The organism is Haloplanus natans DSM 17983 (genome assembly GCF_000427685.1).
Lineage (GTDB): Archaea > Halobacteriota > Halobacteria > Halobacteriales > Haloferacaceae > Haloplanus > Haloplanus natans.
The window spans coordinates 2,284,209-2,309,996 of the sequence record NZ_KE386573.1 but is presented as its reverse complement, the minus strand read 5'-3'; the positions used below and the strand labels follow the sequence as shown (position 1 = coordinate 2,309,996).

The window sequence follows — 25,788 nt, the reverse complement described above, 5'->3', positions numbered from 1 at the left end:
TTACGCCCGCACAGCCCTCGATATGCTACGCATGACATATCGGTGTCGGGACGACCGGCGACCGGCGGTGACCCGACGACGGGCGCTGTGTACTCTCGGTGCTGCGGGCGCCGCGGCGCTTGCAGGCTGTGGCGCCGGGAGCGATACGGGCGACGACGCGACGGGGACGACGGACGCGGGCACGGCAACGGGGACGGCGACGGATCAACCGACACCGACGACGGCCGCCACCGACGAGGTGTGTATGGAACCCGTCGGCTGCCTATCGTTCGACGAGCCGCCACGGCGGTGGGTCGCCAACGCGGGCATCTACTGCGACATGGGCGTCGCCCTCGGCCTCGCGGACCGCCTCGTCGCCATCGGCTCCCCCCGTCGGTATTACACGGGATACTACGACGAACTGCCGGGCGTCTCGCTCGATAAGGCCGCCCGCCCGGCGCTCTCGGCGGGCGCACGGATGAGCAAGGAGTCGTTTTACGCCGCAGACGCCGACGTACACCTCATCGACCCCGTGTGGCTGAGGAGCACCTTCGGCTGGACCGAGGCGGACGTGGCCGAAATCGCCGAGAGGGTCGGCCCCTTCTTCGGCAACTACATCCGCGAGCGACAGGACGAGTGGCACGACTACCGCTACTACACGCTCTCGGAGGCGTTCGGTAAGGTCGCCCGGCTGTTCGACCGGACCGAACGGTACGAGCGACTGGAAGCGGTCCGCGAGGAGATGACCGCCCACATTCGGTCGAACCTGCCCGCAGCGCGAGCCGAAGTCCTCCTCCTCCGCCCACAGGGCATCCCGCCGCGGTCGTTCTACCCGCAGTATCTCGACGACTCCGTCTCCGACCTCCAGTGGGGCGTCGTCGACGTCGACGACGTACTCGCGGGAAGTGACATTCCGCGCTGGGGGGTGACCGTGGACTACGAGACCATCGCCCGCCTCGACCCGGAGGTGATCGTCATGGAGACGCAGTTCGCGGACGACTTCGTCCTCGACCGCGGGTCGTTCCGGCAGTTCGTGCTCGGGACGATGCGCGATCACCCGGTCGCTCGCGACGTGAGCGCGGTGAAAAACGGCCGGGTCTACTCCGGCGGTATCAACTACCAGGGGCCGCTCATCTCGCTGTTCCAGATCGAACACGCCGCGCTGAGCGTCTACCCCGACGCCTTCGACGGCCCGCTGTTCGACCGCGAACGCGTCGCCCGGATCGTCACTGGGGCCTGATCATGTCCGGCTCCCGACCCGACGGCGGTATCGAGGATGCGTACGAACCCACGGCCGCGAGTCGCCGGTTCGGCTGGATCGACCGCGACCTCCTCTCCGTCGTCGGCGGCGGGGCGGCCGTCGTCCTCGTCGCTACCACCCTCCAGTTGAGCTTCGGGAGCTACGACATCTCGCCGGCCGCGGCGTGGGGGACGCTGCTCGACCCGGCCGTCCTCCTCGACGCCGCCGCGTGGCGCGCCTTCCTCCTCGGGGCGACGGTCCCCGACTTCGCCACCGGGACGCTCGTCGTGTGGACGATCCGACTCCCCCGGGTACTGCTCGCCGTCCTCGTCGGCGCGAACCTCGCGGTGTCGGGCGCCATCCTCCAGGCCATCACCCGCAACGAACTCGCCAGCCCCTTCGTCCTCGGCGTCTCCTCCGGCGCCGGTCTGGCCGTCCTCCTCACCGTCGTCGTCTTCTCGGGGCTGCTCCCCGTTCTCCCCCTCGTTGCCGCCGTCGGCGGCGGCGTCGCCTTCCTCCTCGTCTACGCCATCGCGTGGCAGAACGGCACCAGTCCCGTTCGCCTCGTCCTCGCGGGCGTCATCGTCAGCAGCGTCTTCGGCTCCGTCCAGACCGGCCTCTTCCTGCTCATCGAGGACATCGGCCTCGTGCGGAGCGTCATCGCGTGGACCACGGGGTCGCTCGTGGGTGCCGACTGGGCCGCGGTGCGGATGGTCCTCCCCTGGACCGTCCTCTCGCTCGCGCTTGCACTGCTCGGCGCACGCGAACTCGACGTGCTCACGCTGGGAGAGCGTACCGCGTCGTCGCTCGGGATGCGCGTCGAGACGGTTCGGTTCGCGCTCTCGGGCGTTGCGGTGCTGGCCGCGGCCGCGAGCGTCGCCGCCGCGGGCATCGTCGGCTTCGTCGGCCTCGTCGTCCCCCACATCGTCCGTCGGATCGTCGGCAGCGATCACCGCCGCCTCCTCGTGGGCTGTCTGTTCGCCGGCCCGGCGCTCATGGCCGCCGCCGACGCCGGCGCCCGCCTCGCGCTCAGCCCCGCACAGCTTCCCGTCGGCATCGTCACCGGCCTCGTCGGCGGCCCGTATTTCCTCTATCTGATGCGCAAGCGTGGCGAGTTCGGGGGGTTGTGATGGCGCCGAAACTCGACGCGACGGACTTGGTACTCGAATACCCGAACGGCGCCCGGCCGGTTATCGACGGCGAGTCCATCGCCGTCGCGCCAGGCCGGGTGACGGCGCTCGTCGGCCCCAACGGCAGCGGGAAGAGCACGCTCCTTCGCGGACTCGCCGACCAGCTCTCGCCGACCGCCGGCGAGGTGCTTCTCGACGGGCGCGAGATTCACCGGCTGGGGGATAAGCGACTCGCGCGCGAACTCGGCTTGCTCGAACAGGAGCCGACGGCGCCCGACGGCCTGACCGTCGAGCGACTGGCGTACCACGGTCGTTACCCCCACCGCGGGCGGTTCGAAGCGGTCGACGACGCGGACGTGCGCGCGGTCGAACGCGCCCTCTCGCTCGCCGGCGTCGAGCATCTCCGTGATCGGCCGCTCGGTGACCTCAGCGGCGGCCAGCGCCGACTCGCGTGGCTCGCGATGGCGCTCGCTCAGGACCCCGACGTGCTCCTGCTCGACGAGCCGACGACGTTTCTCGACCTCCGGCACCAGCTTGCCGTGATGGCGGCCATCGAACGCCGTCGCGACGAGGCGGCGACGACGGTGGTGCTCGTCCTCCACGACGTGGAACAGGCCGCGCGGTACGCCGACGAGATGGTCGTCCTCTCGGATGGGGCGGTCCACGCCCACGGCGATCCGGAGACGGTACTCACGGCCGAGACGCTCGCCGAGGTGTTCGGCGTCGAGGCGCGGGTCGAGTCGGGCGAGTACGGCCCCCGCGTGGTGCCGCTTCGCCCGGTCGACTAGAGGCCGAGGTGGAACGCCCGGTTGACCAGCAGCGCCGAGAGCGCCAGTCCCATCACGCCGATCAGGAGGCCGTAGGCGGCCGTCCACCCCGCCACGTCGGCGAGGACGCCGACGACGACGCTCCCCGTCGCGCCGAGCACCATGTACGCGGTGCGGACGAGGCCGAAGGCAGCGCCGCGTTCGTCGGCCTCGAAGCAGTCGAAAAACCGCGACTGGAGGGGCGCGCCCCACGTCATCGCGGCGCCGACGCAGACGACGGCCGGCAGCAGGGCGACCTGTGGCCCGGCGACCAGCAGGGCGTAGCCGACGACGCCGAGGGCCATCGTCGCCGTCGCGGCGCCGTCGCGGCCGATCCGATCGGACACCCACCCGGTCGTCGGCTGGGCGAGGCCGTTGACGACGAAATAGGCCGAGAAGAGCAGGCCGGCGCTCGTCTCGGGCAGGCCGCGGAAGGCCACGAGGAAGGTCGGCAGAAAGGAGGCCGTCGCCTGCCAGCAGAAGGCGCCGAGGAAGGCCACGCCAGTCGTGAACGCAATCGGCGGGCGCGAGAGGAGGGCGATCAGTGGGCGGATGGCCATGCGCTCGCGCATCGACTCGTCGGGCCGGTCTGCGGGCGTCGGCTCGATTCGCCACGCGAACGTGACGAAGACCGGGACGGCGACGGCGGCGCCGACGGCGATGGCCGCCCGCCAGTCGTACCGGGCCGCCACCGCGGTGGCGACGACCGGGGCGATCAGCCCAGCTAGTGGCCCGCCGGCGACGTGGACGCCGATGGCCCGGCCGATGTCGTCGAACTCCTTCGTGAGGAGGGTGGTGGCGACGCTGTAGTGGAGGCCCGCGCCGGCGCCGAGCGCGACGGTCAGGACCGCGAAGACGACGAAAGTCGGCGAGAGGGAGAGCAGGAGGCTCGCACAGCCGGTGATTCCCACCGCCGCGAGGATCACCCGGCGCTCGCCGAAGCGGTCGCCGAGAATGCCCGAGGGAAACTGCGTCAGCGCGTAGGCTGCCCACATGCCGGAGAGCGCGAGGCCGATGGCGCCGGTAGAGACGCCGAAGCCGTCGGTCACGTCGGGGACGACCGGGCTGATCACCAGCCGGGCGAGCATCGTCGACGCGAACGCGAGTGTACAGAGACCGAGGACCGTGTGGCGATACCGCCAGTTCACACCGGCGATGCGCCGACGGCGACGAAGTGCCTTGCGATTCGGGTCAGAGTACCAACTCGACCGGATACTCCGTCAGATTCTCGTAGCCGTCCTCGGTGACGACGATCAGGTCCTCGATCCGCACCCCACCTACGTCCGGGTCGTACAGGCCGGGTTCGATCGTGACGACGTTCCCCGGTTCGAGTTCGCCGCCGTCCGGCGCGATCCGCGGGAGTTCGTGCACGTCGAGGCCGACGCCGTGACCCGTGCTGTGGATGAATCCCGTCTCCGCGTCCGGATCGCTCCGGAGCGTCGGCAGGCCGGCGTCCTCGTAGGCGTCGCAGACGGCGTCGTGGACCGCCGCGCCCGTGACGCCGGGTTCGACGGCGTCGAGTGCGGCCCTCCGGGCCCGATCGGTCAGGTCGAACCACTCCCGCAGCGTCGGCGTCGGCGTCCCCTTCAGGAACGTCCGCGTCATGTCCGCGTGATACCGCGTCTCCTTGTCGCGTGGGAAGATGTCGACGACGATGGGCTCGTCGGCGCGCAGGGGGCCGGAGCCCCGGTCGTGGGGGTCGGCGGCGGCGGCGCCGCAGGCGACGATGGTCTCGTCCAGCGCACACCCCTCGCGGACGAGCGTCAGTTCGATTTCGCGACGTACTGTCTCGCTCGTCAGCGGGTCGCCGTCGCGGTGGAGAACGCCCTCGACGACCGTCGCCGACTCGATCAGCGACTCGGCGGCCGCCATCGCCCGCTCGTTCGCCCGCTGGGCGCGGCGAATGTGCTCGATCTCCTCGGCCGTCTTCACCGCTCGAATCCCCGCGACGGCGTCGTTCTCGTCGACGCGGACGGTCACGTCGGAGTCGCGGAGGCCGTCGGCAGTGCCGAGGGGGAAGCGGCCGGGGACCGCCACGCCGTCGACGCCGTGGTCGGCGAGGAAGTCAGCTACGACGGCGCCCCGGCCCGTCTCCCGCCCCAACTCGCTCACTCGCTCCCGGTAGTCGTACGCCGACAGGCGACTCACCGTCTCCGCGCGGGCGACCTTTTTCGCGCGGCCGTACTCCAGCCCCGAGACGAGGAGGTGGACGCAGTCGGGCGTATAGCAGGTGACGAAGGGATCGGGCGCGTCGAACCCCGAGAGATACCGCTGGGTGGAGTCGGTGCCGTCGGCGTCGAGGAGGTAGCCGTCGTCGTCGCCGAGGGCCGCATCGAGCGACGAGAGGTCGGGTTGCATGGGTAGCCGTCGGAGACGCGGCGGCAAATACGCTTGGTCGGACTCGGCGAGTCGGTCAGCGATCGGCCGTCGTGTTGGTGGTGTTCCCGCGGACGATGCGGACGGTCTCGTTTCCGTACACTTCGAGCGTTCCGACGACTGTGCCGTACGGTTCGACGGCGACGGTCACACCAGCGTCCGCACGGCGTCGACGAGGAAGACGACGCCGAACCCGGCAAGCACCAGCGCACTCGCCCCGGCGACGACCGGTGCGAACGTCTCGACGCGGCGCTGGGCCGCCCGGAGTGCCGCCGGGAACCCCGTGATCCACAGCGTGATGCCGAGGAAGAAGCCGACGATCAGCGCCGGGCTCCCGGTCCGCACCACCAGCAGGCCCGCGAGGTCGGCACCCACGTACGGCGTATACGAGAGCACGTCGAGTTCGCCCGGTTCGAGGAGGCCAACGCCGATGGTGAGCCAGAAGAGGATCTGGTAGGGGTTCGTGAGCGCGAGGACGAACGCCTTGCGGAAGCCGGTGGCGGCGCGGCGTCGAGCGCCGCCGTCCGGGACCGTCTCTACGTCACCCAGCGCGTCCCGTGCGGCGCCGTAGGCGAAATAACACATCAGCCCGCCGCCGACGCCCACCATCGCGGCGCGGACGGTCGGGAACCGCTCGACGAACGTGACGACGCCGAGCAGGGAGCCGACGAGAAAGACGGCGTCGGCGGTCATCGCGCCGAGGCCGGTTCGGGCGCCGGCGAGCCAGCCGTTGTTGACGGACTCCTCGGCGATGACGGCGTTCATCGGGCCCGGCGGGGCGGCGAGGGCGAGGCCGAAGACGACGCCGGCCAGAAGCGACGGGAGGGGGTTCGCCACGGCGAATCGTCGGCGGCGGCGGAAATTAACGTTTCCCGTTCAGAACAGCGCCAGCACGGCCGCCGAAACGGCGGTGACGACCGTCTCCCAGACGGAGAATCCGGTGACGACGCTCAGCACGGTATCGCTCGCGAAGAAGGCAAAGAGGACGGCGGAGAAGAAATGCGCCTTCCGCAGGTCGAGGCGGTGGGAGAACTTGTGGAAAAAGAAGGCGTTCGCGAGGCTCACGGGGACGATGGCGAGCATCTCGCCCGCCCAGATGGCGGGGTGGGCGCCGTACTGCGCGGCGAGGCCGATGGTCACCAACTGGGTCTTGTCGCCGAACTCGCCCGCGGCCATCATCGCGAAGATGGGAACGAACCCGCCGAACGCGTCGGGCACCTCCCGGCCGAACACCGTCGGTTCGAACTCGCCCGAGAGGGTGGCGACGCCGCCGTCGGTCGCCGCCGGATCGACGCGTTCGGCCTCGCCGCTCGACGGCGCCGAGCGATAGAGGAGGACCGCGAACACCGCGAAGAGGCCGGCGGTGAACGCGTCGAGCACGACCGGGGAAAGCGCCCGCTGGAGCGCCTCGCCGAACAGGATTTCGAGCGCCGTCCACCCCGCGAACGCGGTTCCGGCGGCGCTCACGACCACGAGCGGGTTGTACCGCGTCGACAGTCCCGCGATGATGAACTGCACCTTCTCGCCCGGCAGGACGACGAGTTGGGCGACGAAGGCGACGGTGAGTATCTCTAGCCAGCCCGTCACGTGCCGCTCACCTCCGCCTCGGCCGGTCGGACTCGGATCGTCCGCGCCACCGACTCGGGGAGGCTCTGCTCCCGGTCGCCGATCCGAACCGTCACCATCCCGAACGGCGCCACGTCGAGGATTTCCAACTCCGTGTCGGGCCGCACGCCCGCGTCGTCGAGGTAGGCGAGTTCCTCCTCGTCGCGGTCACGAACTCGACTGACGACCACCCGGTCGCCCGTCTCGTGGTCGCTCAGCGGCGTCGTCTCGTCGCGCTCCAGCGGTCGCAGGTCGGCACCGGGGATCGGATCGCCGTGTGGATCGACCTCCGGATCGCCCAGCGCCTCCGCCACCCGCCGCTCGAACTCCTCGGAGATGTGGTGTTCGAGGGCGTCCGCCTCCTCGTGAACGTCCGTCCAGGAGTAGTCGAGGCGTTCGGCGAGGTAGGCCTCGAGCAGTCGGTGGTGGCGGACCACCTCTAGCGCCACCGTCTCCCCTTCCGGGGTGAGTTCGACCCCCTTGTACTTCTCGCGTTCCAGCAGCCCCTGGTCGGCGAGTTTCTGCACCATGCTCGTCACCGTCGGCGCCGTCTTCCCCACCTCGTCGGCGATGGCGGAGGTCGACACCGGGGCACCGTCCTCCGACTGGAGCCGATAGATCGCCTTGAGGTAATCCTCCATCGCGTCGCTCAGCATCTCTCTGTCGCTTTTTGATGCGTCTAATTCATAAAGGTGTTGTGTCGAAACCGACTCATAGTGTTCATTGTAACTGGTTACCGATGGGTCGCCAAGACGGTCCGGCGACCAACCGGTAATGACTTACAATAAACACTATCAGACGCCCTGTCCCATCAGGTGACTGCGGAGTACGTCCGCCGTCTTCACGCCCGCGTCGGCGTTGACGAGGACGACCGACTCCTCGGCGCCCAGGTCGCCGCGGTCGGCGAGCGCCCACGCGCCGGCGGCGGCCGCGCCACCAGTTGCCCCCACCTCCGTCCCGAGCCGTTGGGTGAGCGTCACCGCGCTCTCCAGCAAGTCTTCGTCCGTCACCGTCACCGCGCCGCCCCCCGTCGCGTCGATGGCGTCGAGGGTCATCGCCCCGCCCGGCGGTTCCGGAATCTCCAGTTCGCCACAGATGGTGTCGGGGTATTCGACCGCCTCCACGTCCCCGCCCGACTCGTGGGCGTCGACGACCGGCGCACACCCCTCGGGCTGGACGGCGTAACACCGGGGCACCCGGTCGATCAGTCCCAGCGCATCGAGGTCACGGAACCCGCGGGCGACGCCCACGAACGTCTCGCCGGTCCCGACGGCGACGACGACGGCGTCCGGCGCCGTCCAGTCCCGCGTGGCGGCCACCTCGTAGGCCAGCGTCTTGGCGCCGTCGTGGCGGTACGGCGTCGTGAACGCCTGGAGGGAGTACCAGTCACGGGCCAGATCCGATTCGAGCGCCGCCAGCGCGTCGGGGTAGCGCCCGCCGGTCACGCGCATGTCGGCGCCGTGGACGTTCACCATCGCCTTGTTCGGGAACGGCGCGCGCGAGGGGAGATACGCGTACAGGTCCGTATCCACCCGCCCGGCGTACGCCGCCGCGGACTGGCCGGCGTTGCCCGGCGCCGCGAGCGCCAGCAGATCGGCGCCGTGCCGCTCGGCCATCGTCACCGCGACCGACAGCCCCCGGTCGAGGACGGTCCCCGTCGGGTTCCGCCCCTCGTCTTTGAGGTGGACGCGCCCGACGCCGAGATCGGCGGCGAGGTCGGGGGCGTCGAGCAGCGGCGTCGCGCCCTCCGCGGCGGAAACGGCGTCGGTGGCGGGAACTGGCAGGAGAGCGTCGTACGCCCACATCGAGGTGGGGCCGGTCGGGAGGCTCGCAGGGTCGACGGCGTCGAGATCGTAGGCGGGATCGAGCGGCGCGCCGGCGTCGCTCCGTCCGGCGTGGTCGGGTGCGTACCGGTCGCCGGTCGCCGTGCAGTCGAGTCCGACGAACGCGTCGGCAGTGTCCATACGCGCCCCTCGGACCGGAGGCGCAAATCCCTGTTCCTCTCCGGCGTCGTCCCCGGGATTCTTTACGCCACCACGCCGACCGACCGATATGGACGACTCAACGTCGGTCGTCGTCGTCGGCGCTGGGCTCTCCGGCCTCGTCGCCGCGCGCCACCTCGCCGACGCGGACGTGGACGTGACGGTCTTCGAGCGACGCGAGGCGGTCGGCGGCCGGGTCCGCACTCACCGCGTCGACGGGTTCACGATCGACCGCGGCTTTCAGGTGCTCTTTACCGCCTACCCGGCCGTCCGGCGGGAACTCGACCTCGCGTCCCTCGACCTCCAGGCCTTCTCGCCCGGCGCCGTCATCGCCCGTCCCGGCGAGCGGTCGGTCCTCTCCGATCCCTTGCGCGATCCGCTCTCGCTTACCGACTCCATGTTCAACCGCGAGGTGACGACCACGGACAAACTCCGGACGCTCGCCCTCCGTCAACACGTCGGGGGCCGCGACGAGGCCGAGATATTCGGGAGCCCCGACGACCCCATCGACGACTACCTCCGGGACTGGGGCTTTTCGGACCGCTACGTCGACAACTTCGTCGCTCCCTTCTACGGCGGCATCACCCTCGATCGCTCCCTTTCGACCTCGAAACGCGTCTTCGAGTACACGTTCAAGTCGATGAGTGAAGGGAAGATTGCCCTCCCCGCCGACGGGATGGCCGCCGTCCCCGCGCAGTTGGCCGAGCACGCACGCGACGCCGGGGCGACGCTCCACCTCGACGAGGCCGTCGCCGCCGTTTCCGCCGACGGCGACGGCCTCGTCGAAACCGAATCACGGACCTTCGAGGCCGACGCCGTCGTCGTCGCCACCGATCCGCGAACCGCTCGCCGCCTGACCGGCGTGGCGTCGATTCCGACGACCGCACGCTCCTCGACGACACTGTACTGTGCACTCCCCGACGACGCCCCCCTCGACGACCGGCGGAAGATTCACCTCAACGCCGCGGACGACCGCCCCAACATCGTCGTCCCGCTCTCCTCGGTCGCCCCCTCCTATGCCCCCGACGACCGGACGCTGTTGGCGGCCACGTTCCTCGGTGGCGAGGCCTTAGACGTTGCCGAGGCCGACCTCCTCGAATCGACGCGCGACGCCCTCGCCGCGTGGTATCCCGAGCGCCTGTTCGGCGGCCTCGATGCCGTCCACACCGAGCGCATCGAGTTCGCGCAGTTCGCACAGCCACCCGGCGTCCACGACGACCTGCCCGACACCCGCGACCCGAACGGTCCCGTCTATCTCGCCGGCGACTACACCACGTGGTCGTCGATCCAGGGGGCGATGCGGAGCGGGCGGGAAGCCGCCGAAGCCGTCCGCGCGGATCTCGATTAGTCGAACCGCCGTTCGGTTCCGAGATACGACCCCTCGACCGATTCCCCGAGGTCGGCGTAGTAGAGCGCGAGCGTCGCCTCCAGGTCGCCGATCAGGTAGTGGTCGATCACCTCGGTCAGCGATGCGCGAAAGCGCGCCCCCGTCTCGGTGCCGAGCGTCCGCAGGTACGCCGGCCCGAGTTCCTCGCCGAAGCGCGCGTTCGTGAGCGGGGCTCCCCGCCAGACCGTCTTCGGCGGCGCGTAGCCGTACGCCTCCAGACACGCTTCGAGGCGCGGCCACGGCGACCCCTCATCCTCGGCCCGGCGCTTGCGGTCGAGAAAGAGATCGAGGTGGACCGGCGACGACGTGATCGCCGGCAGGTCGACCGCCGAGCCGAGACGGTCGAGTCGCCCCTCGACGAACGACAGGTCGAACTCCACGCCGTTGTAGGTCACGAGGCCGTCGGGGTCGGCGTCGGCGAGGCGGCCCATCGCCCGGTCGACGAGCGCCGCCTCGTCGACGTCGTCCGCTCCCCGAGCGCCCGCCGGCCCGTCTCCCCGACGGTGAAACGTCTCGTAGGTCGCCGCGGTCAGCGACTCGTCGCAGTCGTGGACGCCGACGCCGATCGACACGAGTTCGCCACTCGACGGATCGGTCGCCGTCGTCTCGATGTCGAGGGTCGCGACCCGGTCGTGGCCGGGGTCGTCGCGAGGGTAGCGCATGGCTGTACGGCTCTCGCGTATGCGGTATCGGCGTTACGATGTCGGCACCAGCCCGCGGCCGCCTACTTTTACCATCCCGACACGTGAGATGGCGGTATGGACTCCCGTCCCGACTGGCTCTCCATCGATTCCGACGAGACGGTCGTCTGGCGCGGCGCGCCCCGGATTCGGCGCGTCCTTCCGACGGCCGCCGTCGCTGCCCTCTGGATCGCCCTCCTCGCACTCGGCGCGACGCTCGGCCCGCAGGCCGTCCCCGCCCCCGCCTCGGCGCTCCCGGGGACGTTCTTCGCCGTGGGGGCCGTTCTCCTCGCCCTCCCGGCCATCGCCGCCGTCGTCGGTAGCTACCTCCGCACGACCCACGTCGAGTACGTCCTGACCGATCGGGGTCTCTACCGCAAGGCCGGTGTCGTGTCGATGCGTGTCTTCCGCGTCGGCCTGTCGGCCGTCGAGCGGACGAGCCTCTCGAAAGGCGTCTGGGGCAACCTCTTCGACTACGGCACCATCTCGATCAGTACCGCCGGCTCCGACGGCGTCGACCTGCAGTTCACCGATCTGGACGACCCCGGCCCCGTCCGGACCGAGATTCGGCGGCTGATCGGCGCCGATCGGACGCGATGCGACGCCGCCGACGCTCCCATCGACGCGGCGACGGTCGACGCTCTCCTCGACGAGTTCGGCGCGCTCCGCGCGGCAGCGACTCGCCTCGACCGGACGGTGAGCGAGCGATGAGCGGCGCCGACGCGGTCACCGAGGCGACCGACGACGAGGCGACGCCCCCCGAGTGGCTCTCGCTCGACCCCGGCGAGGAAATCGTCTGGACCGGCCGGCCGGCGTTCGAGACGCTGTACGGCACCATCCTCAGTGGGCTCCTGTTGACCGTCGTCCTGATCGGCTTCCTGATCCTCCTCGGTGTCCCCTTCGCCTATCTTCGCATCCAGAACACGGACTACGTCGTCACCACCGAGTCGCTGTACGTCAAGTCGGGCGTCTTCTCGACCAACATCGAGACGGTCGACTTGGACCGCATCCAGAACACGGAGTACAACCGGAGCTTCTGGGGCAAGCAGTTCGACTACGGCTCCATCTCGATCAGCACCGCCGGCAGCAGCGGCGCCGAAATTTCTTTCGACGGGATTCCTGACGCGCCGGCCGTCCGCGACCGGATCACCGAACTAACGCGCCGGCGTGCGGAGCGCGGTGACGATGTCGGTTCCGGTGACGCCCCCGCCACCGCCGACCAGTTGGCCGAACTGATCGAGGAGGTGCGCGCCACCCGCGAGGCGTTCGAGCGGGTCGAACGCCGACTCGCCGACCGCGATTCGGACGCCGGGCCGTCGACTGCGGAGGAAAGCGACCCGACCGACGGCTGATACTGCCGGCCGTAACCGTTGCAAGAGATTCGCTCCCCGGGTGTCGACCATCCGCACCGAATTACAGCCGACAGGACGACTCCGTCACTCGCGCAGGAACGCCTCGTCACCGTACGCCTCTAGCATGGAGAGAAAGCCCTCCCGCTGTCGCTGGAGCTCCGGCGGTAGCTCCGCGTAGGCGTGTTCGAACATCGACCCGGGGTCGGCGTCCACCGTCGACGCCTCGTCGATGATACCTGCCACGTACTCCTCGATGTCGGCCCGGATTTCGGCCTCGCGCTCGTCGTCCAGCCGATCGGTTCGCCGGAGGAACGCCTCGAACCGCTTCAGGGGGTCCCGTTGCTTCCACGTTTCGACCTCCTCGTCGTCGCGGTAGACGGTCGGGTCGTCGGCGGTGGTGTGGGCGCCGAAGCGGTAGGTCACGGCCTCGATCAGCGTCGGACGCGTCTCCCCGTCGGCCGGGTCGCGCGCCCGCTCGACCGCCTCCGCCGTCACCGCGTAACAGGCCAGGGGGTCCATCCCGTCGACGCGGACGCCCTCCATCCCGTAGGCGTCGGCCTTCACCGCGATGGTGTCGCTCGCCGTCTGGTTCTCCACCGGATGCGAGATGGCCCAGCCGTTGTTGTTACAGAAGAAGACGGTCGGCGTATCGAAGACGCCCGCGAAGTTCATCGCCTCGTGGAAGTCGCCCTCGCTGGTCGCCCCATCGCCGAAGTGGACGACCGCCGCCCGGTCGTCACCTTTCAGCTTCGACGCCCACGACATCCCGACGGCGTGGGGCAGGTGGTCCGCGATGGCGATGTTGAGCGGGAAGATACCCTTCTCCGCGAGGCTGGCGTTGCCCGACTCGTGGCCCATCCAGTACTCTAGGTAGCCGGCGTCGAGGCCGCGGACGACGACGGCACCGTGTTCGCGGTACTGGTAGAGGATCCAGTCGTCGTCGGCGAGCGCGTACGTCGAGCCGACCTGTGCCCCCTCCTGTCCGGCGCCGGAGGCGAAGGTACCGAGTCGACCCTGGCGCTGGATGTTGATCGCCCGCTGGTCGAAATGGCGGGTCAGACGCATGTCCCGATACATCCCGACGAGCGTCTCGTCCGGGAGGTCCGGCATCGCGTCCGCGTCGACGACGTGGCCCTCCTCGTCGAGGACCCGGACGAACCCGTCGGCGTCGTAGTCCACGGTCAGTCACCTCCGGGTCGGTGCCGCCGTTCGCGTCGATCTGCTAGCCGTCGGTGCATATCTTCGTCGAGACGCTCCGCCGGGTAAACCTTATCGACGAAGGTGGGGGCGCAGGTCGGCGAGCGGTGGGAACCACAGCGTCTCCGGGTCGTCGTCGGCCGTCGACTCAGCCGTGACCACCCCCGGCCGTACGGCGTCGATATCCGGGACCAGCGGCGAGTCGACCGCGTTACGGCGCTCGATCCGCAGCCCGGCCGCGAACGTCGAGAACGCGGGGAGAGTCAGCGTCGGCCGGCCGCGGTAGCCCGCCGGATCGTACAGGAAACAGTCGCGCTTGCGCCCCTCGATTTCGATGGCCGGATGGAGGTGGCCACAGACGTATCGGTCACCCTCCTCGTCGGGCCCCTCGTGGCCGTGACAGACGAGCGTGCCGTCGTCGAGGCGGACGGCGTCCTGGACCGGGCCGGGCCAGATTTCCGGGAGCCCACCATCGTGGTTGCCCGCGACGGCGACGGGCCGCGCTCCACGCGCCCGGACCGCCCCCGCGAGCGCCCGGACCGTCCCCGCCGACCGATCGCTCGGCGCCCCGAACCGGTGACACAGGTCGCCCGCGAAGACGACCGTCTCCGGAGTCGTCGCGTCCATCGCGGCCGCCAGCCGGTCCAGTAGGTCGCGGCGCTCGTTCAACAACAGGCCGGCGTTCGTCGCCGCCCCGCGGCCGACGTGGGGGTCGGCGACGACGAGCGCCGACGCCGCCGGGAGAAACGCCGCCCGGCCCGGCGTGGCGTCGTGAAGCGCCATGTCAGTCGGCGTGCTCTTTGGCCGTCGCGTAGGCGTCTTGCAGCCGTTTGAACGACTCGCTGTCGCCACCGTGGTCCGGGTGAACGTCCTTGACTCGCCGTCGGTACGCCGCCTTCACCTCGTCGGTGTCGGCCGTCGGAGACAGGCCGAGACGATCGAACGCGGTGCCGACCCGACTCGTGCCCCCCGCCCGCCCGCGACGGGTCGGCGTCTCGAACGGGAGCCGCCGCCCGAGTTGGTGGCCGGGCATCTCGTGTTCACAGAGGATGGCGTGGGTGCCCGTGCCCTCGATGCCGAAGAAGGCCCGCGGGTCGAACGTGATCGCCACCTCGCGTTCGGGGAGGTAGAACGCGACGGTGTGGTCGTGGACCGTCGCGTCCTCGACGTAGCGTTCGCCGATGGAGCCGAGGTAGGTGCGAATCTCGGCCCGTCGCCGATCGGTGCCGTCGATCCGCGGCCCTCGATCGGTCGCCGGTGCGGGAAACAGGCGGTCGCCCGCGACGAAGATGCCGGCGACGAGTACGACGGCTACGGCACCCATCCCGACACCAGCCAACAGCCACGGCGGCAGCAGTTGCACCCACTCCGGTAGCACGCGCGGCCGTTGGCGACGCGTCCTAAAGAAGCTCTCGCCCTAGCCGATGTACCGCAGGTCGTCGTCTGTCGGCATCTGTGCGCCCTGGTTCTGCATCTCCTGGATCTTGCCGACGACTTCCTCCATCTCCTCGGCGCGGTCCTCCAGCGACTCGTAGTCGAGTTCGAAATCGAGGACCGATTCGAGCACTTCGAGCACCGCACGGGCGCTCTTGGGGTCGACCAGGTAGCCGCTGGTCTCGCCCATCAGACAGGTGGCGTCGAGGCCGCGGCGGCGGCCGAGCCCCAGCAACAGGCCGCTCACGCCGACGATGCCGCCGGCGGGTTCGTCCTCGCGAAACTCCACGTCCTCGGCTTCCAGATCGGCTTTCAGGTCGGCGTCGGTCACCGCCCCGAGGACGTGGTACTCCTCGATGAGTTCGCCCGTCGGGACACCGCCGAGGGCAAACAGCGTCTCGGCGCCCATCCCCTCGGCGATGTCGAGAAACGACTCGGTGAGGTGGTAGTGGCCGGCGTTGCTCCCCGCCTGGTGGTCTCCGGTGAGGACGAGGAGGTCGCGCCCTCCGGTCTCGACGGCGTGGAACTCCGCACAGACCAGTTCCGCGACGCCCTCGTCGTCGATACTCACCTGCGGCGGAAACTCGTCGGCGTACACCCGCCGGACGAGTTCGCTCTCGAACTCCTCCAAGAGGTATTCGGCGGCGAGTTTCCCGACGTGGCCGACACCGGGAAGCCCCTCGACGAGCACCGGGTCCGACAGCGTCGGCTCCGCGACTGTCTCTATCTCGATGGCGTCCATACCGCCTATTCGCGTTCGCGGCGCTTAAGAGCGCGTCGGTACTTCCCGTACGGGTCCGCAGGATCGAACGGCGCTGGCGCACTGTTGACCGCGTCGGCGCCGCAGTCCGGACAGGTCGATCCGAGCGTGTAGACGGGGCGGTCGTGGCGGTCGCGCCACGCCGAACACACCCGGATATCCGACCGCATTATTCGTCGTCTGTCTCGCGCTCGCGGTGGTAGTGGGCCGTCCCGCCGGCCGCCGTAATCGACTCCCGCGCGCGTTCCGCGCTGGCTTCGAGTTCCGACTCCGCGGTCTTGTAATCCGGAGCCTGTACCTGGATGCGGTATTCGGGCGACCCGACGTAGGACACCGAGAGCTCGATTTCGTCGCTCACGTCGCCGTTACCCTCGGCGGCTTGGAGCGCCGCCTTGATATGATCGACGCCGTCGCCGGTCGGGCACTCCAGATCGACGTAGCCCGTGACGTTGACGTAGGGCACCGAGACGTTCTCGCGGGCCGTCTCGACGATGGTGTCCACGTCGTCGTCGTCGAGGTCCACATCGTCGAGCGCCTCGTTCCCGTGGATCGCGGCCGACTCGAAGGCGTCGTAGAGGCTCTCGAACTCCGCGAGGAGGGCGTCGGCGATTTCGCCGTAGCGATCGTCCGACACCTCCTCGCCGAAGGTGATCGACATCCACTTATCGGCCTTCTGCTCGTTTTTCCACTCCTGGATCTTCTCCTTGCGCTGGTGTTCGTTGACGTCTTTGATCGAGAGGTCGATCTGCTGGGACCCCTCGTCGACGTCGAGCACCTTCGCGACGACCGTCTGTCCCTCGCGGACGTGGTCGCGGACGTTCTTGATCCAGCCGCTGGCAACCTCGCTGATGTGCGCGAGGCCGCGTTTGTCCTCGTACTCCTCGAGGTCGACGAACACGCCGAAGTCGGTTATCTCGTCGACCTTGCCGACGACGAGTTCGCCCTGTTCGGGCCAGCCACTGTATTTCATCGCTTACCGTGCCTCGACGGTGTCGACGACCTCGCCCTCGAACGCCGTCTGACCGCCGGTCGGGCGGGCGAGCGTGCTGCCACAGACCGCGCAGTTCACCGTCGTCGAAACCTTCCCGAAGACGGTCTGCTCGTTACCACAGTCGGCACACTCGACGCTGAAGAAGCTCCCCGTCATTCCTGGAACTCCAGTCGGCCGGCCCGCCAGCCTTCGCGCATGTGGGCCTTGCCACACTCGCCACAGCGGTATTTCAGGTGGGTCTTTTTCGTCGGCTTGTCGCCACCCGGCACCTTCGAGAACTTGCCGGCGTTCCCGATGGTGGCCTTGGCGCGGCCGCGCTGGCGGTCGATCCACTTCATCCCCGTCTCACGACCGCGACGCACTTTCTCGACCTCGTGCTCGAAATGCCCGTTGCAGTGCGGGCAGTACGTGTTGAATCGGCGTGGCATCTGCATAGATATCTACCTTACCGGGAATTTCGCGTCGGGCGTTAAAACCCGTTTGGTTCGGCGTCGATGCGGACGGCGTCGATTCCGGTGCCACGGCGGACGACGAGCCACGAGGCGGGTGGCCCGAATTCCTCCCCACGCCGGGACGAATTTATGCGTCGGGCAGGTGTACGAGCCCGCATGGCCGACCCACAGGGCGAGTACCACCTCGATCACGACCGGCTCCGGGAGTTCGTGGCGACGGTCCACCGGACGGCGGACGACCACGACGAGGTACCGGCGTTGCTCTCCGCGCTTCGGGACCCCTTCGACGACCTCCTCGCCGCGGACGACTGGCTGCCCGACCTGTACCGCAACCTGCCGCCCGAGGACTACGCCAACGCGAGCGACATGGGCGGCGACATCGCCCAGTGGCTGCTCTACCGGCAGCCGGGCAAACTGTCGATTTCGAGCCTCGTCGTCCCGCCGGGCGTCGAGACGCCCGTCCACGACCACCTCGCGTGGGGGCTCGTCGGGCTGTATCAGGGCACACAAAAGGAGACGTTCTTCCGGCGCGTCGACGCGGGCGACGCCGACGAGGGGCACGCCGAACTGGAGCGAGTGGAGGTCCGCGAGGCCGGGCCGGGCGACTGTTACGAACTGATCCCGCCGGACGGCGACATCCACTCCGTCACCACCCCCTCGGACGTGCCGAGCGTGAGCATCCACGTCCTCGGCGCGGACATCGGCTGCATCCCGCGACATGCGTTCGACACCGAGGCCGACCTGGTCGAGGTGTTCCAGTCCGGCTACACGAACGTCGACTGCGAGGACGTTGACGAACACGTCCACACACACGACGAGATGCTGTAGGCGCACCGCTGGCGACGACGAGTGGCCGAAAAAAGCGGTCCGGAGCGACTACTCGACGTAGTCGATGTCGTCGCCCGGTTCGGGCGCCGGTGCGTCCTCGCCGCGGCCGTAGATCTGTGGCGACTCGACACCCGTGACGACGATCATCGTCCGCATCGTGCCGTCGAGTTCCTCGTCGATCGAAGTGCCCCAAATGATGCGCGCGTCGGGGTCGATCCGGTCGTATATCTCCTCGACGACGCCCTCGGCCTCCTCGATGGCCATGTCGGTGCCGCCGGTGACGTTGACGAGCGCCGAGTTGGCGCCCGAGATGTCCACGTCGAGCAGGGGCGACCGGAGCGCCGAACGCACGGAGTCTTGAGCCTTCTGCTCCGAATCGCTCTCGCCGAGGCCGATCATGGCGACGCCGCCTTTCTCCATCACCGTCTTCACGTCGGCGAAGTCGAGGTTGACGAGACCGGGTTTGGTGATCAGTTCCGTGATCCCTTTGACCGAGCGCATGAGTACCTCGTCGGACACCTTGAACGCCTGCCGGACGGGAAGTTTCCCGACCGAGTCGAGTAGGCGGTCGTTGGGCACCACGATGACCGTATCGGCCACGTCGCGCAGGCGTTCGAGGCCCGCCTCGGCGTTGGTGCGTCGCACCTCACCCTCGGCGGTAAAGGGCGTGGTGACGATGGCGATGGTGAGCGCCCCGGACTCGCGGGCCGCCTCGGCGACGACGGGCGCCGATCCGGTGCCGGTGCCGCCGCCGAGCCCCGCGGTGACGAACACCATATCGGAGCCCTCGATGGCGCCGTAGATGTCCTCCTGGCTCTCGATGGCGGCCTCCTCGCCGACCTGAGGGAGCGACCCCGCGCCCCGACCCCCGGTCTTCTCTTCGCCCATCAGTATCTTCGTGTCGGCCTCCACGTCGACCAGATGCTGTACGTCCGTGTTGGCGGCGACGAGGTTGGCCCCCTTGATCCCTTCCTCGGCCATCCGGTTGACGGTGTTGCCGCCGGCACCCCCGCAGCCGACGACCGTGATGTCCGTCTGGAGATCCTTGAGGACGTCCTCGAGTTCCTCGTCGGTCATTTTACCCGTTCGGTTCGCCTCGTTCGACGCGTCGGTGCTGGGTGTCCGGTTGGCGTCCACCTCGGCCGCGGTCCCATCCCCCGGCTCCTCGGCATCCTCGATTGCTTCCTCCACGATGGAGTCCATATGCACACGCGTTCCCAAGGCAACCACATTATCTTTCCGCCCGTTGTCACGCGCGTGTCTGACGCCGCTCCGAATCGAACGACGGGTTGTGTCGTGCGTGCGTCAGACACACATAAAATATTCGACTTATTCGGCGGCCGCCGGGAACCGCTCCACGCGCTCCGTCCGCACCGCCGACGGCTCGATCCGTTCGCCGTTCACCTCGACCGCCTGTCCGTCCGCGAGGCGGCCGAATTCGGGGCCTTCCGGCACGCCGAGTTCCCGCGCCGCTGCCGGGTCGAACGCCGCCGTCCGGGCGACCACCTCGTCGTCCCGCCGCGTCACCTCGTCGTAGGCGTCGCGGAGAACGGCCGCGAGGGAGTCGGTCAGCGCGTCGGCCGCCCCGGCCGGATCGTCGGCCGGCAGGGCGACCCGTCCGTGGGGTCGGGTCCCGCCTTCCGTCGTCTCGAACGCGACCGACACGCCGGCGACGGCCGCCCGCGTCGCCGCGGCGTCGACGCCGTGGGCCGCGTCGACCAGAGCGGTCGGGAGGCCCGCGACGACGATGCGCTCGGCCGGATCGTCCACCGACGGCACCACCTCGCCGAACCGGAGCCCCTCGCTCACGGCGTCGAGTCGGGCCTCCACCGCCTCGACGATCGGTATCGGGTGTGTGCTCGTTTCGCGGAGCCACGTCTCCGTGACGATCCGGCAGCCCAGGTCGTCGAGGACGCCTTCGAGACCGGGTCGGTCGCCGTCGACGAGGGCGTACGTCGTCGCGCTGGCCTCGACGGCTCGCTTCAGTACATCTCGGTTCGTCGCCGGGTTGCCCATGGCCTCCAGTCCCCAGTCGGCGGCGACGTGGCCAACGGCCCACGCCGTCTCACGGACGACGCGCCCGAACCGGGGGGCGTAGTGGCCGCCGCCGAAGCCCGCGACCTGTTTTTCCCTGTCGGCCGCGACGCCCCGCAGGTCGAGGACGGCGCGCGCGACGGCTTTGGCGCCCGCCGGGTCCGACCACTGTTTCTCGTCGCTCCCGAGTTCGACGAACATCGAGGGGACGCCCACGTCGGTCGGGCCGTGGTGGGTACACTCGGTGCCCACTTCGTAGTCATCGGGCGCGTAGCGATCCAGGGCGGCGACGGCCTCGGCGGCCGCGTTCGGACAGGCACGGGCGAACTGCCCCGCCTCGCCGCCGTACTCCGCGTCGCCGACGTTGCCCGTGAAGTGGGCGGTCAGGAGCGCCCCCGTCTCACCCGAATGTCGGGAGACGACGACGAGGAGGTTCGGGTCGTCGAAGGCGGCGTCCGGGCGCTCCAGATAGATGTGGAGGTCGTCGAAGGTCCGAAGCGAGAAGCCGTCGGTTCGGTAGTACGTCCCGCCGCCGTCGGCGTCCGGCCGCGTGTCGTCGTGGCGTTCGGTCCAGTCCTCGAGGTCGAGCAACTGCTCGCCGATGTGTTCGGAGGCGCTGTCGGCGCGGCTGACGACGATGGCGATCACACCGAACCCTCGTGGTCGGCCCTCAAAACGAACTCGATTCGCCGTCCGGGGCGCCCGTCAGTCCTCGGTGACGACCAACACGGGCCGGTCGACGGTGCGGAGGACGCGCCCCGCGACGGTCCCGAGTTGCTGGCCGGCGAGGTTCGACTGCCCTTCCGAGGACATGACGACCAGATCCACGCCGTTGTCGTCGACGTAGTCGGCGATCACGTCGGGTGCGTGCCCGCGGATCACGGCCTCCCGCACGTCGAGGTCGGTCGTATCGAGTGCGGCCAGCAGGTCGTCGATGGCTTTCTCGCCCCGACTTTCGAGCCGTTCGACGTACTCGCGGTCGACGCCGCCAGCGTCGAAGACGCCCGCCTCGGCCTGGACGTCCACGGCGTTGAGGACGTGTAGGACGGCCTCGAAGCGGCCTGCGACCTCGGCGGCGTACGGCCCCGCGTCCGCCGCCAGGTCGCTCCCGTCGGTCGTGACGAGGACGTTCTCGTAGGTCGTGCCGGTGTCGTCGTCGATGTCGCCCTCGGGTACCGTCAGCACCGGCGGCCCGCTCCGGCGCAGGACGCGTTCGGTGATGCTGCCGAGCAGTCGCTCCCGGACGCCCGACCGTCCGCGCCGACCCACGACGACCAGGTCGGCGCCGCGGTCGGTCGCCCGGTCGACGATGGATTTGGCCGGCTTCCCCGAGAGCAGGTCGGTCTCGACCGGGACGCCGGCGTCGTCGGCCATCGTCACGATTTCCTCGAGGATCGCCTCCCCCGCCGCCGCGTCGCCGCCGTAGACCGCCACGACGTCGGCGTCGGCGTCGTATCGCACCGCGAGTTCGAGGCCGTATTTGGCCGCCCGACGCGCACAGTCGCTGCCGTCGACCGCGATCAGGAGTCGGTCGAACATCTCAGTCCGCCCCCCGTGGCTGATCCGAGCCACTCGAAAACGCGTCACTCACCGTGCCCGCGGACTGACGGAGGATGCTGCCGAGCGCCTTCCGGCGGGCGACGAACAGCGCCAGGCCGAGGACGAGATAGATGCCCGTGAATCCGAGCAGCAGCTGGTAATCGGAGATTGGAAGTTCCAGAATCCCCCGGATGAGCAGGAACTCCGAGAGCACCTGCGTGAGAAAGAGCACGAGGAGGACGATGGCCTCCCGGACCGAGATTTCGAAGTTGACCAGCAGGGAGATGGCGAAAAAGGACTGTGCGGCGGTCAGCCAGATTTCGCCCGACTGCTTCTGGTCGAAGGGGAGCGCGCCGTACTGTCCAAGCGCGATAGAGTAGACGACGACGAGCGTCCCGATGAGGAGCGTCCACTGGTTGAGCTTCGAGGAGATGAGCGCGTTGAACCCCGCCGTCGACCGTGCCTTGTTCACGAGGTAGACGACGACGATCAACTCCGGCGACTCCGAGGCCAGCGGCGCGATCCACTGGATCATGAAAAAGGAGGGGATGCCGATGTTCTGGCCCAGCTGTTCGAGGCCGTGCGCGAACGGCTCGACGGCGGTGAAGATCATCAGCCCGGAGTAGGCAAAGAGGCTGAGCACCGTGATCGCCCGCTGTGGTTGCGGGAACTGCTGGAGATACGCCGGGACGCCGACGTGGGCCTCGTCGGCTTCCACGTCGCCTTTGAGGATGACGGCGATGTAGGCGACGTAGAGCCCGACGAGAAAGGCCATATCGAGGATGTCGATACCGCCGTTGAACGGCACGAGAAACGCCCAGAGCGTCGCGAGAAAGAGGAAGACGATTTCGAGGCCGATGTCGCGGTCGAGCGAGACGGCGTCGGCGAGGAAGCCGTCGCGGTTCACCACGGCCGGGTCCGACTCCGACCCGTTCCGGAAGACGGTAAAGAGGGCGACGCCGGCCCACCCGATACCGATGAGGATGCGGTTCGCGCCCGTCATGTTGGCGACGGCGAGGTTCCCCGCCTCGACCCCCCGTTCGGTCCCCGCGAACACGCCGGCGTTCCACGCGTAGAGCGCGTCGACGGCGTACTCCGGGGCGACGGCGAGCACTGCCAGTACCGCGATCGCGAAGGCCCGCGGCACGTCCTTCTCGGCCGTCTCGGCACCCCACGCGAGCAGGAAGGACGCGCCGAGCACCGAGAGCCCGCTCACGAGGACGACCGTACCCGTCGAGAGGCTGTGGGCCATGCCGGTCAGATACGTCACGATCCACGGGAGTGTCAGCGCGCCAGCCCCCCCAATCGCACCGAGGGCCTGCCGTCTCATCGCTCCCCTCCGTCGGTCGTGACGGGCGTGACGACCGTCACGACGGTTGAGTGTGTCCGTGTCATGCGCAATACGTGATTATCGCTACCACGCCCCCACGTAATAAAACACAAGTTGTCGCCATTCTCTCCGATATTGGGAGGTTGAGACGCCGCAGTGGCGAAATACTCGAAATAGCGACGAATTCGGATATAGTCCGTTACAGACTCGGTATCGGCCGAAATCAGCCTGTTCGGGGCATAGAACGGCTTCGGCGGCGTCTCTCGCCCGGATACGGGCCCTTTTCACCCTCCTCTCTCAATCGATGGTCAACCATGCACGTCTTCGGGCTGATCGGCAACCCCGTCGGCCACTCGCTGTCGCCGCCGATGCACGAGGCGGCCTACCGCGAACTCGACATGGACGCCAAGTACGTCACCTTCGAACCCGATCCGGACGCCGTCGAGGCGGCCATCGAGGGCGCGGCCGCCCTCGGCATCGACGGCCTCAACGTCACCATCCCGTTCAAGCAGGACGCCCTCGGTGTCGTCGAACCGGACGAACTCGCGGCACGGATCGGAGCGGTCAACACCATCGACTTCTCCACCTCACCTCCCCGCGGCTACAACACCGACGCCGCGGGCGTCAGCCGTGCGTTCGCCCATCACGACGTGTCGCTGTCGGGAACCGACGCCGTCGTCGTCGGCGCCGGCGGCGCCGCCCGCGCCGTCGCCGTCACCCTCGCCGACGCCTGCAACCGGGTGCACGTCGCCAACCGAACCGTCGAGAAAGCCGAGTCGCTCGCGGCCGACGTGCGCGCCGACGCCCCGGCGACGGTGACGGCCGGTGGCCTCGACTCCCTCGATGGATGCGTGTCGACGGCCGACGTACTCGTCAACGCGACGAGCGTCGGGATGGAGGAAGACGTGACGCCGGTGCCCGCGGACCTGCTCCACGGCGACTTGGCCGTCCTCGATGCGGTGTACACGCCGGTCGAGACCCGCCTGCTCCGGGACGCCGCCGCCGCAGGGGCGACGACGGTCGACGGCGCCTGGATGCTCCTCTTTCAGGGCGTCGTCGCGTTCGAGCGCTGGACCGGCCGGGACGCCCCCGTCGAGGCGATGAACGCCGCCCTGCGGGCGCAGTTGTAGTTACTACTCACACGCCTCCCGCGGTCGGGCGTGTGAACGGTTCCAACCGCTAACCGTGGACCCGTCGGCGACCGTCGTCCCACGATCCCTCGAAGGTTTTTAAGTACCGGGCGGCCGTAATCGTCGCCAATGGGTATCTTGGACACGCTCCTGTCGTTGCTCGGACTGGGTAACTCGTCGTCGGACGACGACCGGCGAGAGACGACCGTCAGCGTGGAACGGGAGGCAAACACCGACACCGAAGCGGCGGTGAAAGGAACCGACGACGGCGGCTCGCCGAGCGCCGCCGGCACGGACGCCGTGGCGTCGACGGAGTCGCTCGTCGACGAGAGGGAGGAACCGGCCGAACCCGCCGAGGCCGTCGAGGCGGGCGACGCCGAGACGGAACTCGACACGGCCGACGCCGAATCCGAGGGAGAGACGACCGGCGAACACGACCCCGTCGACATCGAGGACGCCGAGGAGTCGGCGGCGACGGGGACGGACGCCGAATCCGTCGAAGTGATCAAAGGAATCGGCCCCGCGTACGCCGAACGGCTGTCGAACGCGGGCGTCGACTCCGTCGCGGACCTCGCGGCCGCCGACGTGTCGGAACTCGCCGCGGCCGTCGACCTCTCGGAGACCAGGGTCGGTCGCTGGATCGAACGCGCACGGGAACGCTGAATGCGGTTCCACGTCGACGGCGAACTCGTCGACGCCGCGGCCGCGACGCTCCCGGTCGACGACCGTGGCGTCACGTTCGGCGACGCAGTCACCGAACCCGTTCGCGTCGCCCGCGGGACGCCCGTCGCGTGGCGGGTCCACGTCGACCGCCTGCTCGACACCGGCGACGCCCTCGGGATCACTCCGACCGTCGACGCGGCCGACCTCCGTGCCCGCGTCGACGAGACGGTCGCCGCGAACCACCTCGACGACGCGCTGGTCCGGATGACGGTCACGCGCGGGCGCGGTGGCGACACGTCGGTGCTTCCCGACGCCGCCCACCTCCGGCCCCCCGCCGACTTCGACCCGTCCGTCGTCGTGACCGCCGAACCACTCTCTCCCGACCGCGATCCGATCCGTCTACAGACCGTCCGGACTCGTGCCATCCCGCCGACGGCCGTGCCCGCCGCGCCGACCACGCACAACCGCCTCGACGCGGTTCGCGCGCAGGCCGAACTCCGGCGTGCCGCCCCCCCGGACGACGATCCAGCCGACGAGGCTCTCCTCCTCGACGATGCCGGTCACGTCGTCGGCGGCACGGCGAGCGATCCGCTCTTCGTCGCCGACGACGCGCTCCGTCTGCCCGCGCTCGACGAGTGGCCGGCACGGACGGCGACGCGGGCGCTCGTTCGCGACCTCGCCCACTCCGAGGGGCTTCCGGTGGCCGAAGGGCCGTACACCCCGGCCGACTTCCGTGCCGCCGACGAGGCGTTCGTCGCGGAACCGGCCGTCGGCCTCCGCCCCGTCACCAGCATCGACGGTGTGGACGTGGGCGACGGCCCGGTCACGCGCCTCCTCGCACATCTCTACGACGAGCGAGTCCAGGACGACGCGTAGCCGGAGCGGGGAGTATA

The 25,788-nt window shown here is 69.4% G+C and carries 29 protein-coding genes; 10 read left to right on the top strand and 19 right to left on the bottom strand.

Translation table 11 applies throughout. From position 1 onward, the window contains the following. Positions 1–31 precede the first annotated feature (31 nt). The 3 genes from HALNA_RS13960 to HALNA_RS13950 are packed head-to-tail and all read left to right on the top strand — an operon-like array spanning position 32 to position 3,137. Positions 32–1,219, top strand: coding sequence for an ABC transporter substrate-binding protein (locus tag HALNA_RS13960; protein ID WP_049936952.1), 1,188 nt, complete (start codon positions 32–34; stop codon positions 1,217–1,219). A 2-nt stretch (positions 1,220–1,221) separates the two neighbouring features. Then, positions 1,222–2,349, top strand: a complete 1,128-nt coding sequence (locus HALNA_RS13955; RefSeq protein WP_049936951.1) for a FecCD family ABC transporter permease — start codon at positions 1,222–1,224, stop codon at positions 2,347–2,349. Next, positions 2,349–3,137 carry an ABC transporter ATP-binding protein gene (locus HALNA_RS13950; RefSeq protein ID WP_049936950.1) on the top strand — a complete coding sequence of 263 codons (789 nt, stop codon included), beginning with the start codon at positions 2,349–2,351 and terminating at the stop codon, positions 3,135–3,137. The genes HALNA_RS13955 and HALNA_RS13950 overlap by 1 nt, the downstream gene beginning before the upstream one ends. Here HALNA_RS13950 and HALNA_RS13945 read toward each other — a convergent pair. The 6 genes from HALNA_RS13945 to HALNA_RS13920 all read right to left on the bottom strand — a co-directional run bounded on the left by HALNA_RS13945 (position 3,134) and on the right by HALNA_RS13920 (position 9,100). Further along, entirely contained in the window at positions 3,134–4,303 is a 1,170-nt protein-coding gene (locus tag HALNA_RS13945; RefSeq protein WP_049936949.1) for an MFS transporter, read from the bottom strand. The two genes, HALNA_RS13950 and HALNA_RS13945, sit on opposite strands and share 4 nt — an antisense overlap. A 43-nt stretch (positions 4,304–4,346) precedes the next feature. Further along, positions 4,347–5,513 carry a M24 family metallopeptidase gene (locus HALNA_RS13940; RefSeq protein WP_049936948.1) on the bottom strand — a complete coding sequence of 389 codons (1,167 nt, stop codon included), beginning with the start codon at positions 5,511–5,513 and terminating at the stop codon, positions 4,347–4,349. 165 nt (positions 5,514–5,678) lie between these two features. Then, entirely contained in the window at positions 5,679–6,296 is a 618-nt protein-coding gene (locus HALNA_RS13935; RefSeq protein WP_245576060.1) for a LysE family translocator, read from the bottom strand. Between the two features lie 111 nt (positions 6,297–6,407). Further along, a complete protein-coding gene (locus HALNA_RS13930; RefSeq protein WP_049936946.1) occupies positions 6,408–7,118 on the bottom strand; it encodes a TMEM165/GDT1 family protein in 711 nt (236 codons plus the stop codon). After that, positions 7,115–7,792 carry a metal-dependent transcriptional regulator gene (locus tag HALNA_RS13925; RefSeq protein ID WP_049936945.1) on the bottom strand — a complete coding sequence of 226 codons (678 nt, stop codon included), beginning with the start codon at positions 7,790–7,792 and terminating at the stop codon, positions 7,115–7,117. The genes HALNA_RS13930 and HALNA_RS13925 overlap by 4 nt, the downstream gene beginning before the upstream one ends. Before the next feature lie 138 nt (positions 7,793–7,930). Beyond that, a complete protein-coding gene (locus HALNA_RS13920) occupies positions 7,931–9,100 on the bottom strand; it encodes a pyridoxal-phosphate dependent enzyme (RefSeq protein WP_049936944.1) in 1,170 nt (389 codons plus the stop codon). A gap of 88 nt (positions 9,101–9,188) precedes the next feature. On the opposite strand from HALNA_RS13920, the gene HALNA_RS13915 reads away from it, so the two are divergent. After that, entirely contained in the window at positions 9,189–10,466 is a 1,278-nt protein-coding gene (locus HALNA_RS13915; protein ID WP_049936943.1) for an NAD(P)/FAD-dependent oxidoreductase, read from the top strand. Here the strand turns inward: HALNA_RS13915 and HALNA_RS13910 are convergent. Then, positions 10,463–11,167 carry a 3'-5' exonuclease gene (locus tag HALNA_RS13910; protein ID WP_049936942.1) on the bottom strand — a complete coding sequence of 235 codons (705 nt, stop codon included), beginning with the start codon at positions 11,165–11,167 and terminating at the stop codon, positions 10,463–10,465. The genes HALNA_RS13915 and HALNA_RS13910 overlap by 4 nt on opposite strands. Before the next feature lie 96 nt (positions 11,168–11,263). Here HALNA_RS13910 and HALNA_RS13905 point away from each other — a divergent pair, with 96 nt between their 5' ends. Both HALNA_RS13905 and HALNA_RS13900 read left to right on the top strand, forming a co-directional pair. Then, entirely contained in the window at positions 11,264–11,896 is a 633-nt protein-coding gene (locus HALNA_RS13905; protein ID WP_049936941.1) for a PH domain-containing protein, read from the top strand. After that, a complete protein-coding gene (locus tag HALNA_RS13900; protein ID WP_049936940.1) occupies positions 11,893–12,537 on the top strand; it encodes a PH domain-containing protein in 645 nt (214 codons plus the stop codon). Before HALNA_RS13905 ends, HALNA_RS13900 begins: the two co-directional genes overlap by 4 nt. Before the next feature lie 84 nt (positions 12,538–12,621). Here HALNA_RS13900 and pdhA read toward each other — a convergent pair whose 3' ends face one another. From pdhA to HALNA_RS13860, 8 genes are all read right to left on the bottom strand, one after another. Continuing rightward, positions 12,622–13,716, bottom strand: coding sequence for a pyruvate dehydrogenase (acetyl-transferring) E1 component subunit alpha (gene pdhA, locus HALNA_RS13895; RefSeq protein WP_049936939.1), 1,095 nt, complete (start codon positions 13,714–13,716; stop codon positions 12,622–12,624). A gap of 90 nt (positions 13,717–13,806) precedes the next feature. Next, complete coding sequence (locus HALNA_RS13890) at positions 13,807–14,517, bottom strand: metallophosphoesterase (protein WP_049936938.1); 711 nt, start codon at positions 14,515–14,517, stop codon at positions 13,807–13,809. A gap of 1 nt (position 14,518) precedes the next feature. Beyond that, on the bottom strand, positions 14,519–15,112 hold the full coding sequence (locus HALNA_RS13885) for a J domain-containing protein (protein ID WP_049936937.1): 594 nt from the start codon (positions 15,110–15,112) through the stop codon (positions 14,519–14,521). A 39-nt stretch (positions 15,113–15,151) separates the two neighbouring features. Next, entirely contained in the window at positions 15,152–15,910 is a 759-nt protein-coding gene (locus HALNA_RS13880; RefSeq protein ID WP_049936936.1) for a proteasome assembly chaperone family protein, read from the bottom strand. Positions 15,911–15,915: 5 nt separating this feature from the next. After that, positions 15,916–16,098: an RNA-protein complex protein Nop10 gene (locus tag HALNA_RS13875; RefSeq protein ID WP_049936935.1), complete on the bottom strand. Its 183-nt coding sequence runs from the start codon at positions 16,096–16,098 to the stop codon at positions 15,916–15,918. Further along, positions 16,098–16,898, bottom strand: a complete 801-nt coding sequence (locus tag HALNA_RS13870; RefSeq protein WP_049936934.1) for a translation initiation factor IF-2 subunit alpha — start codon at positions 16,896–16,898, stop codon at positions 16,098–16,100. Before HALNA_RS13870 ends, HALNA_RS13875 begins: the two co-directional genes overlap by 1 nt. 3 nt (positions 16,899–16,901) lie before the next feature. Then, positions 16,902–17,075: a 30S ribosomal protein S27e gene (locus HALNA_RS13865; RefSeq protein ID WP_049936933.1), complete on the bottom strand. Its 174-nt coding sequence runs from the start codon at positions 17,073–17,075 to the stop codon at positions 16,902–16,904. Then, positions 17,072–17,353, bottom strand: a complete 282-nt coding sequence (locus HALNA_RS13860; RefSeq protein WP_049936932.1) for a 50S ribosomal protein L44e — start codon at positions 17,351–17,353, stop codon at positions 17,072–17,074. The genes HALNA_RS13865 and HALNA_RS13860 overlap by 4 nt, the downstream gene beginning before the upstream one ends. Before the next feature lie 174 nt (positions 17,354–17,527). Here HALNA_RS13860 and HALNA_RS13855 point away from each other — a divergent pair, with 174 nt between their 5' ends. Further along, the gene (locus tag HALNA_RS13855) at positions 17,528–18,199 is read left to right on the top strand and encodes a cysteine dioxygenase family protein (protein WP_049936931.1); all 672 of its coding nucleotides are present in this window, start codon (positions 17,528–17,530) and stop codon (positions 18,197–18,199) included. A 48-nt stretch (positions 18,200–18,247) separates the two neighbouring features. On the opposite strand, the gene ftsZ is transcribed toward HALNA_RS13855, so the two are convergent. From ftsZ to HALNA_RS13835, 4 genes are all read right to left on the bottom strand, one after another. Then, positions 18,248–19,402 (bottom strand): cell division protein FtsZ, encoded by a 1,155-nt coding sequence (gene ftsZ, locus HALNA_RS13850; protein ID WP_049936930.1) that lies wholly within the window; start codon positions 19,400–19,402, stop codon positions 18,248–18,250. A gap of 126 nt (positions 19,403–19,528) precedes the next feature. Continuing rightward, positions 19,529–20,881: a D-aminoacyl-tRNA deacylase gene (locus tag HALNA_RS13845; RefSeq protein WP_049936929.1), complete on the bottom strand. Its 1,353-nt coding sequence runs from the start codon at positions 20,879–20,881 to the stop codon at positions 19,529–19,531. A gap of 57 nt (positions 20,882–20,938) precedes the next feature. Continuing rightward, positions 20,939–21,772, bottom strand: a complete 834-nt coding sequence (locus tag HALNA_RS13840; RefSeq protein WP_049936928.1) for a universal stress protein — start codon at positions 21,770–21,772, stop codon at positions 20,939–20,941. Position 21,773: 1 nt separating this feature from the next. Continuing rightward, a complete protein-coding gene (locus tag HALNA_RS13835) occupies positions 21,774–23,102 on the bottom strand; it encodes a sodium:calcium antiporter (RefSeq protein WP_049936927.1) in 1,329 nt (442 codons plus the stop codon). A gap of 314 nt (positions 23,103–23,416) precedes the next feature. Between HALNA_RS13835 and HALNA_RS13830 the strand changes: the two genes are divergently transcribed. From HALNA_RS13830 to HALNA_RS13820, 3 genes are all read left to right on the top strand, one after another. Further along, a complete protein-coding gene (locus tag HALNA_RS13830) occupies positions 23,417–24,232 on the top strand; it encodes a shikimate dehydrogenase (protein WP_049936926.1) in 816 nt (271 codons plus the stop codon). Between the two features lie 129 nt (positions 24,233–24,361). After that, the gene (locus HALNA_RS13825) at positions 24,362–24,895 is read left to right on the top strand and encodes a helix-hairpin-helix domain-containing protein (protein WP_049936925.1); all 534 of its coding nucleotides are present in this window, start codon (positions 24,362–24,364) and stop codon (positions 24,893–24,895) included. After that, positions 24,896–25,771 carry an aminotransferase class IV gene (locus tag HALNA_RS13820; RefSeq protein ID WP_049936924.1) on the top strand — a complete coding sequence of 292 codons (876 nt, stop codon included), beginning with the start codon at positions 24,896–24,898 and terminating at the stop codon, positions 25,769–25,771. Positions 25,772–25,788 lie beyond the last annotated feature (17 nt).

Bases quoted from the DNA above. Each gene is read 5' to 3' on its own strand.
- HALNA_RS13960 (WP_049936952.1), top strand. From the start codon at position 32: ATGACATATCGGTGTCGGGACGACCGGCGACCGGCGGTGACCCGACGA.
- HALNA_RS13955 (WP_049936951.1), top strand. From the start codon at position 1,222: ATGTCCGGCTCCCGACCCGACGGCGGTATCGAGGATGCGTACGAACCC.
- HALNA_RS13950 (WP_049936950.1), top strand. From the start codon at position 2,349: ATGGCGCCGAAACTCGACGCGACGGACTTGGTACTCGAATACCCGAAC.
- HALNA_RS13940 (WP_049936948.1), bottom strand. From the start codon at position 5,513: ATGCAACCCGACCTCTCGTCGCTCGATGCGGCCCTCGGCGACGACGAC.
- HALNA_RS13935 (WP_245576060.1), bottom strand. From the start codon at position 6,296: ATGAACGCCGTCATCGCCGAGGAGTCCGTCAACAACGGCTGGCTCGCC.
- HALNA_RS13925 (WP_049936945.1), bottom strand. From the start codon at position 7,792: ATGCTGAGCGACGCGATGGAGGATTACCTCAAGGCGATCTATCGGCTC.
- HALNA_RS13920 (WP_049936944.1), bottom strand. From the start codon at position 9,100: ATGGACACTGCCGACGCGTTCGTCGGACTCGACTGCACGGCGACCGGC.
- HALNA_RS13915 (WP_049936943.1), top strand. From the start codon at position 9,189: ATGGACGACTCAACGTCGGTCGTCGTCGTCGGCGCTGGGCTCTCCGGC.
- HALNA_RS13910 (WP_049936942.1), bottom strand. From the start codon at position 11,167: ATGCGCTACCCTCGCGACGACCCCGGCCACGACCGGGTCGCGACCCTC.
- HALNA_RS13905 (WP_049936941.1), top strand. From the start codon at position 11,264: ATGGACTCCCGTCCCGACTGGCTCTCCATCGATTCCGACGAGACGGTC.
- HALNA_RS13900 (WP_049936940.1), top strand. From the start codon at position 11,893: ATGAGCGGCGCCGACGCGGTCACCGAGGCGACCGACGACGAGGCGACG.
- HALNA_RS13890 (WP_049936938.1), bottom strand. From the start codon at position 14,517: ATGGCGCTTCACGACGCCACGCCGGGCCGGGCGGCGTTTCTCCCGGCG.
- HALNA_RS13880 (WP_049936936.1), bottom strand. From the start codon at position 15,910: ATGGACGCCATCGAGATAGAGACAGTCGCGGAGCCGACGCTGTCGGAC.
- HALNA_RS13875 (WP_049936935.1), bottom strand. From the start codon at position 16,098: ATGCGGTCGGATATCCGGGTGTGTTCGGCGTGGCGCGACCGCCACGAC.
- HALNA_RS13870 (WP_049936934.1), bottom strand. From the start codon at position 16,898: ATGAAATACAGTGGCTGGCCCGAACAGGGCGAACTCGTCGTCGGCAAG.
- HALNA_RS13865 (WP_049936933.1), bottom strand. From the start codon at position 17,075: ATGACGGGGAGCTTCTTCAGCGTCGAGTGTGCCGACTGTGGTAACGAG.
- HALNA_RS13860 (WP_049936932.1), bottom strand. From the start codon at position 17,353: ATGCAGATGCCACGCCGATTCAACACGTACTGCCCGCACTGCAACGGG.
- HALNA_RS13855 (WP_049936931.1), top strand. From the start codon at position 17,528: ATGGCCGACCCACAGGGCGAGTACCACCTCGATCACGACCGGCTCCGG.
- ftsZ (WP_049936930.1), bottom strand. From the start codon at position 19,402: ATGGACTCCATCGTGGAGGAAGCAATCGAGGATGCCGAGGAGCCGGGG.
- HALNA_RS13840 (WP_049936928.1), bottom strand. From the start codon at position 21,772: ATGTTCGACCGACTCCTGATCGCGGTCGACGGCAGCGACTGTGCGCGT.
- HALNA_RS13835 (WP_049936927.1), bottom strand. From the start codon at position 23,102: ATGAGACGGCAGGCCCTCGGTGCGATTGGGGGGGCTGGCGCGCTGACA.
- HALNA_RS13830 (WP_049936926.1), top strand. From the start codon at position 23,417: ATGCACGTCTTCGGGCTGATCGGCAACCCCGTCGGCCACTCGCTGTCG.
- HALNA_RS13825 (WP_049936925.1), top strand. From the start codon at position 24,362: ATGGGTATCTTGGACACGCTCCTGTCGTTGCTCGGACTGGGTAACTCG.
- HALNA_RS13820 (WP_049936924.1), top strand. From the start codon at position 24,896: ATGCGGTTCCACGTCGACGGCGAACTCGTCGACGCCGCGGCCGCGACG.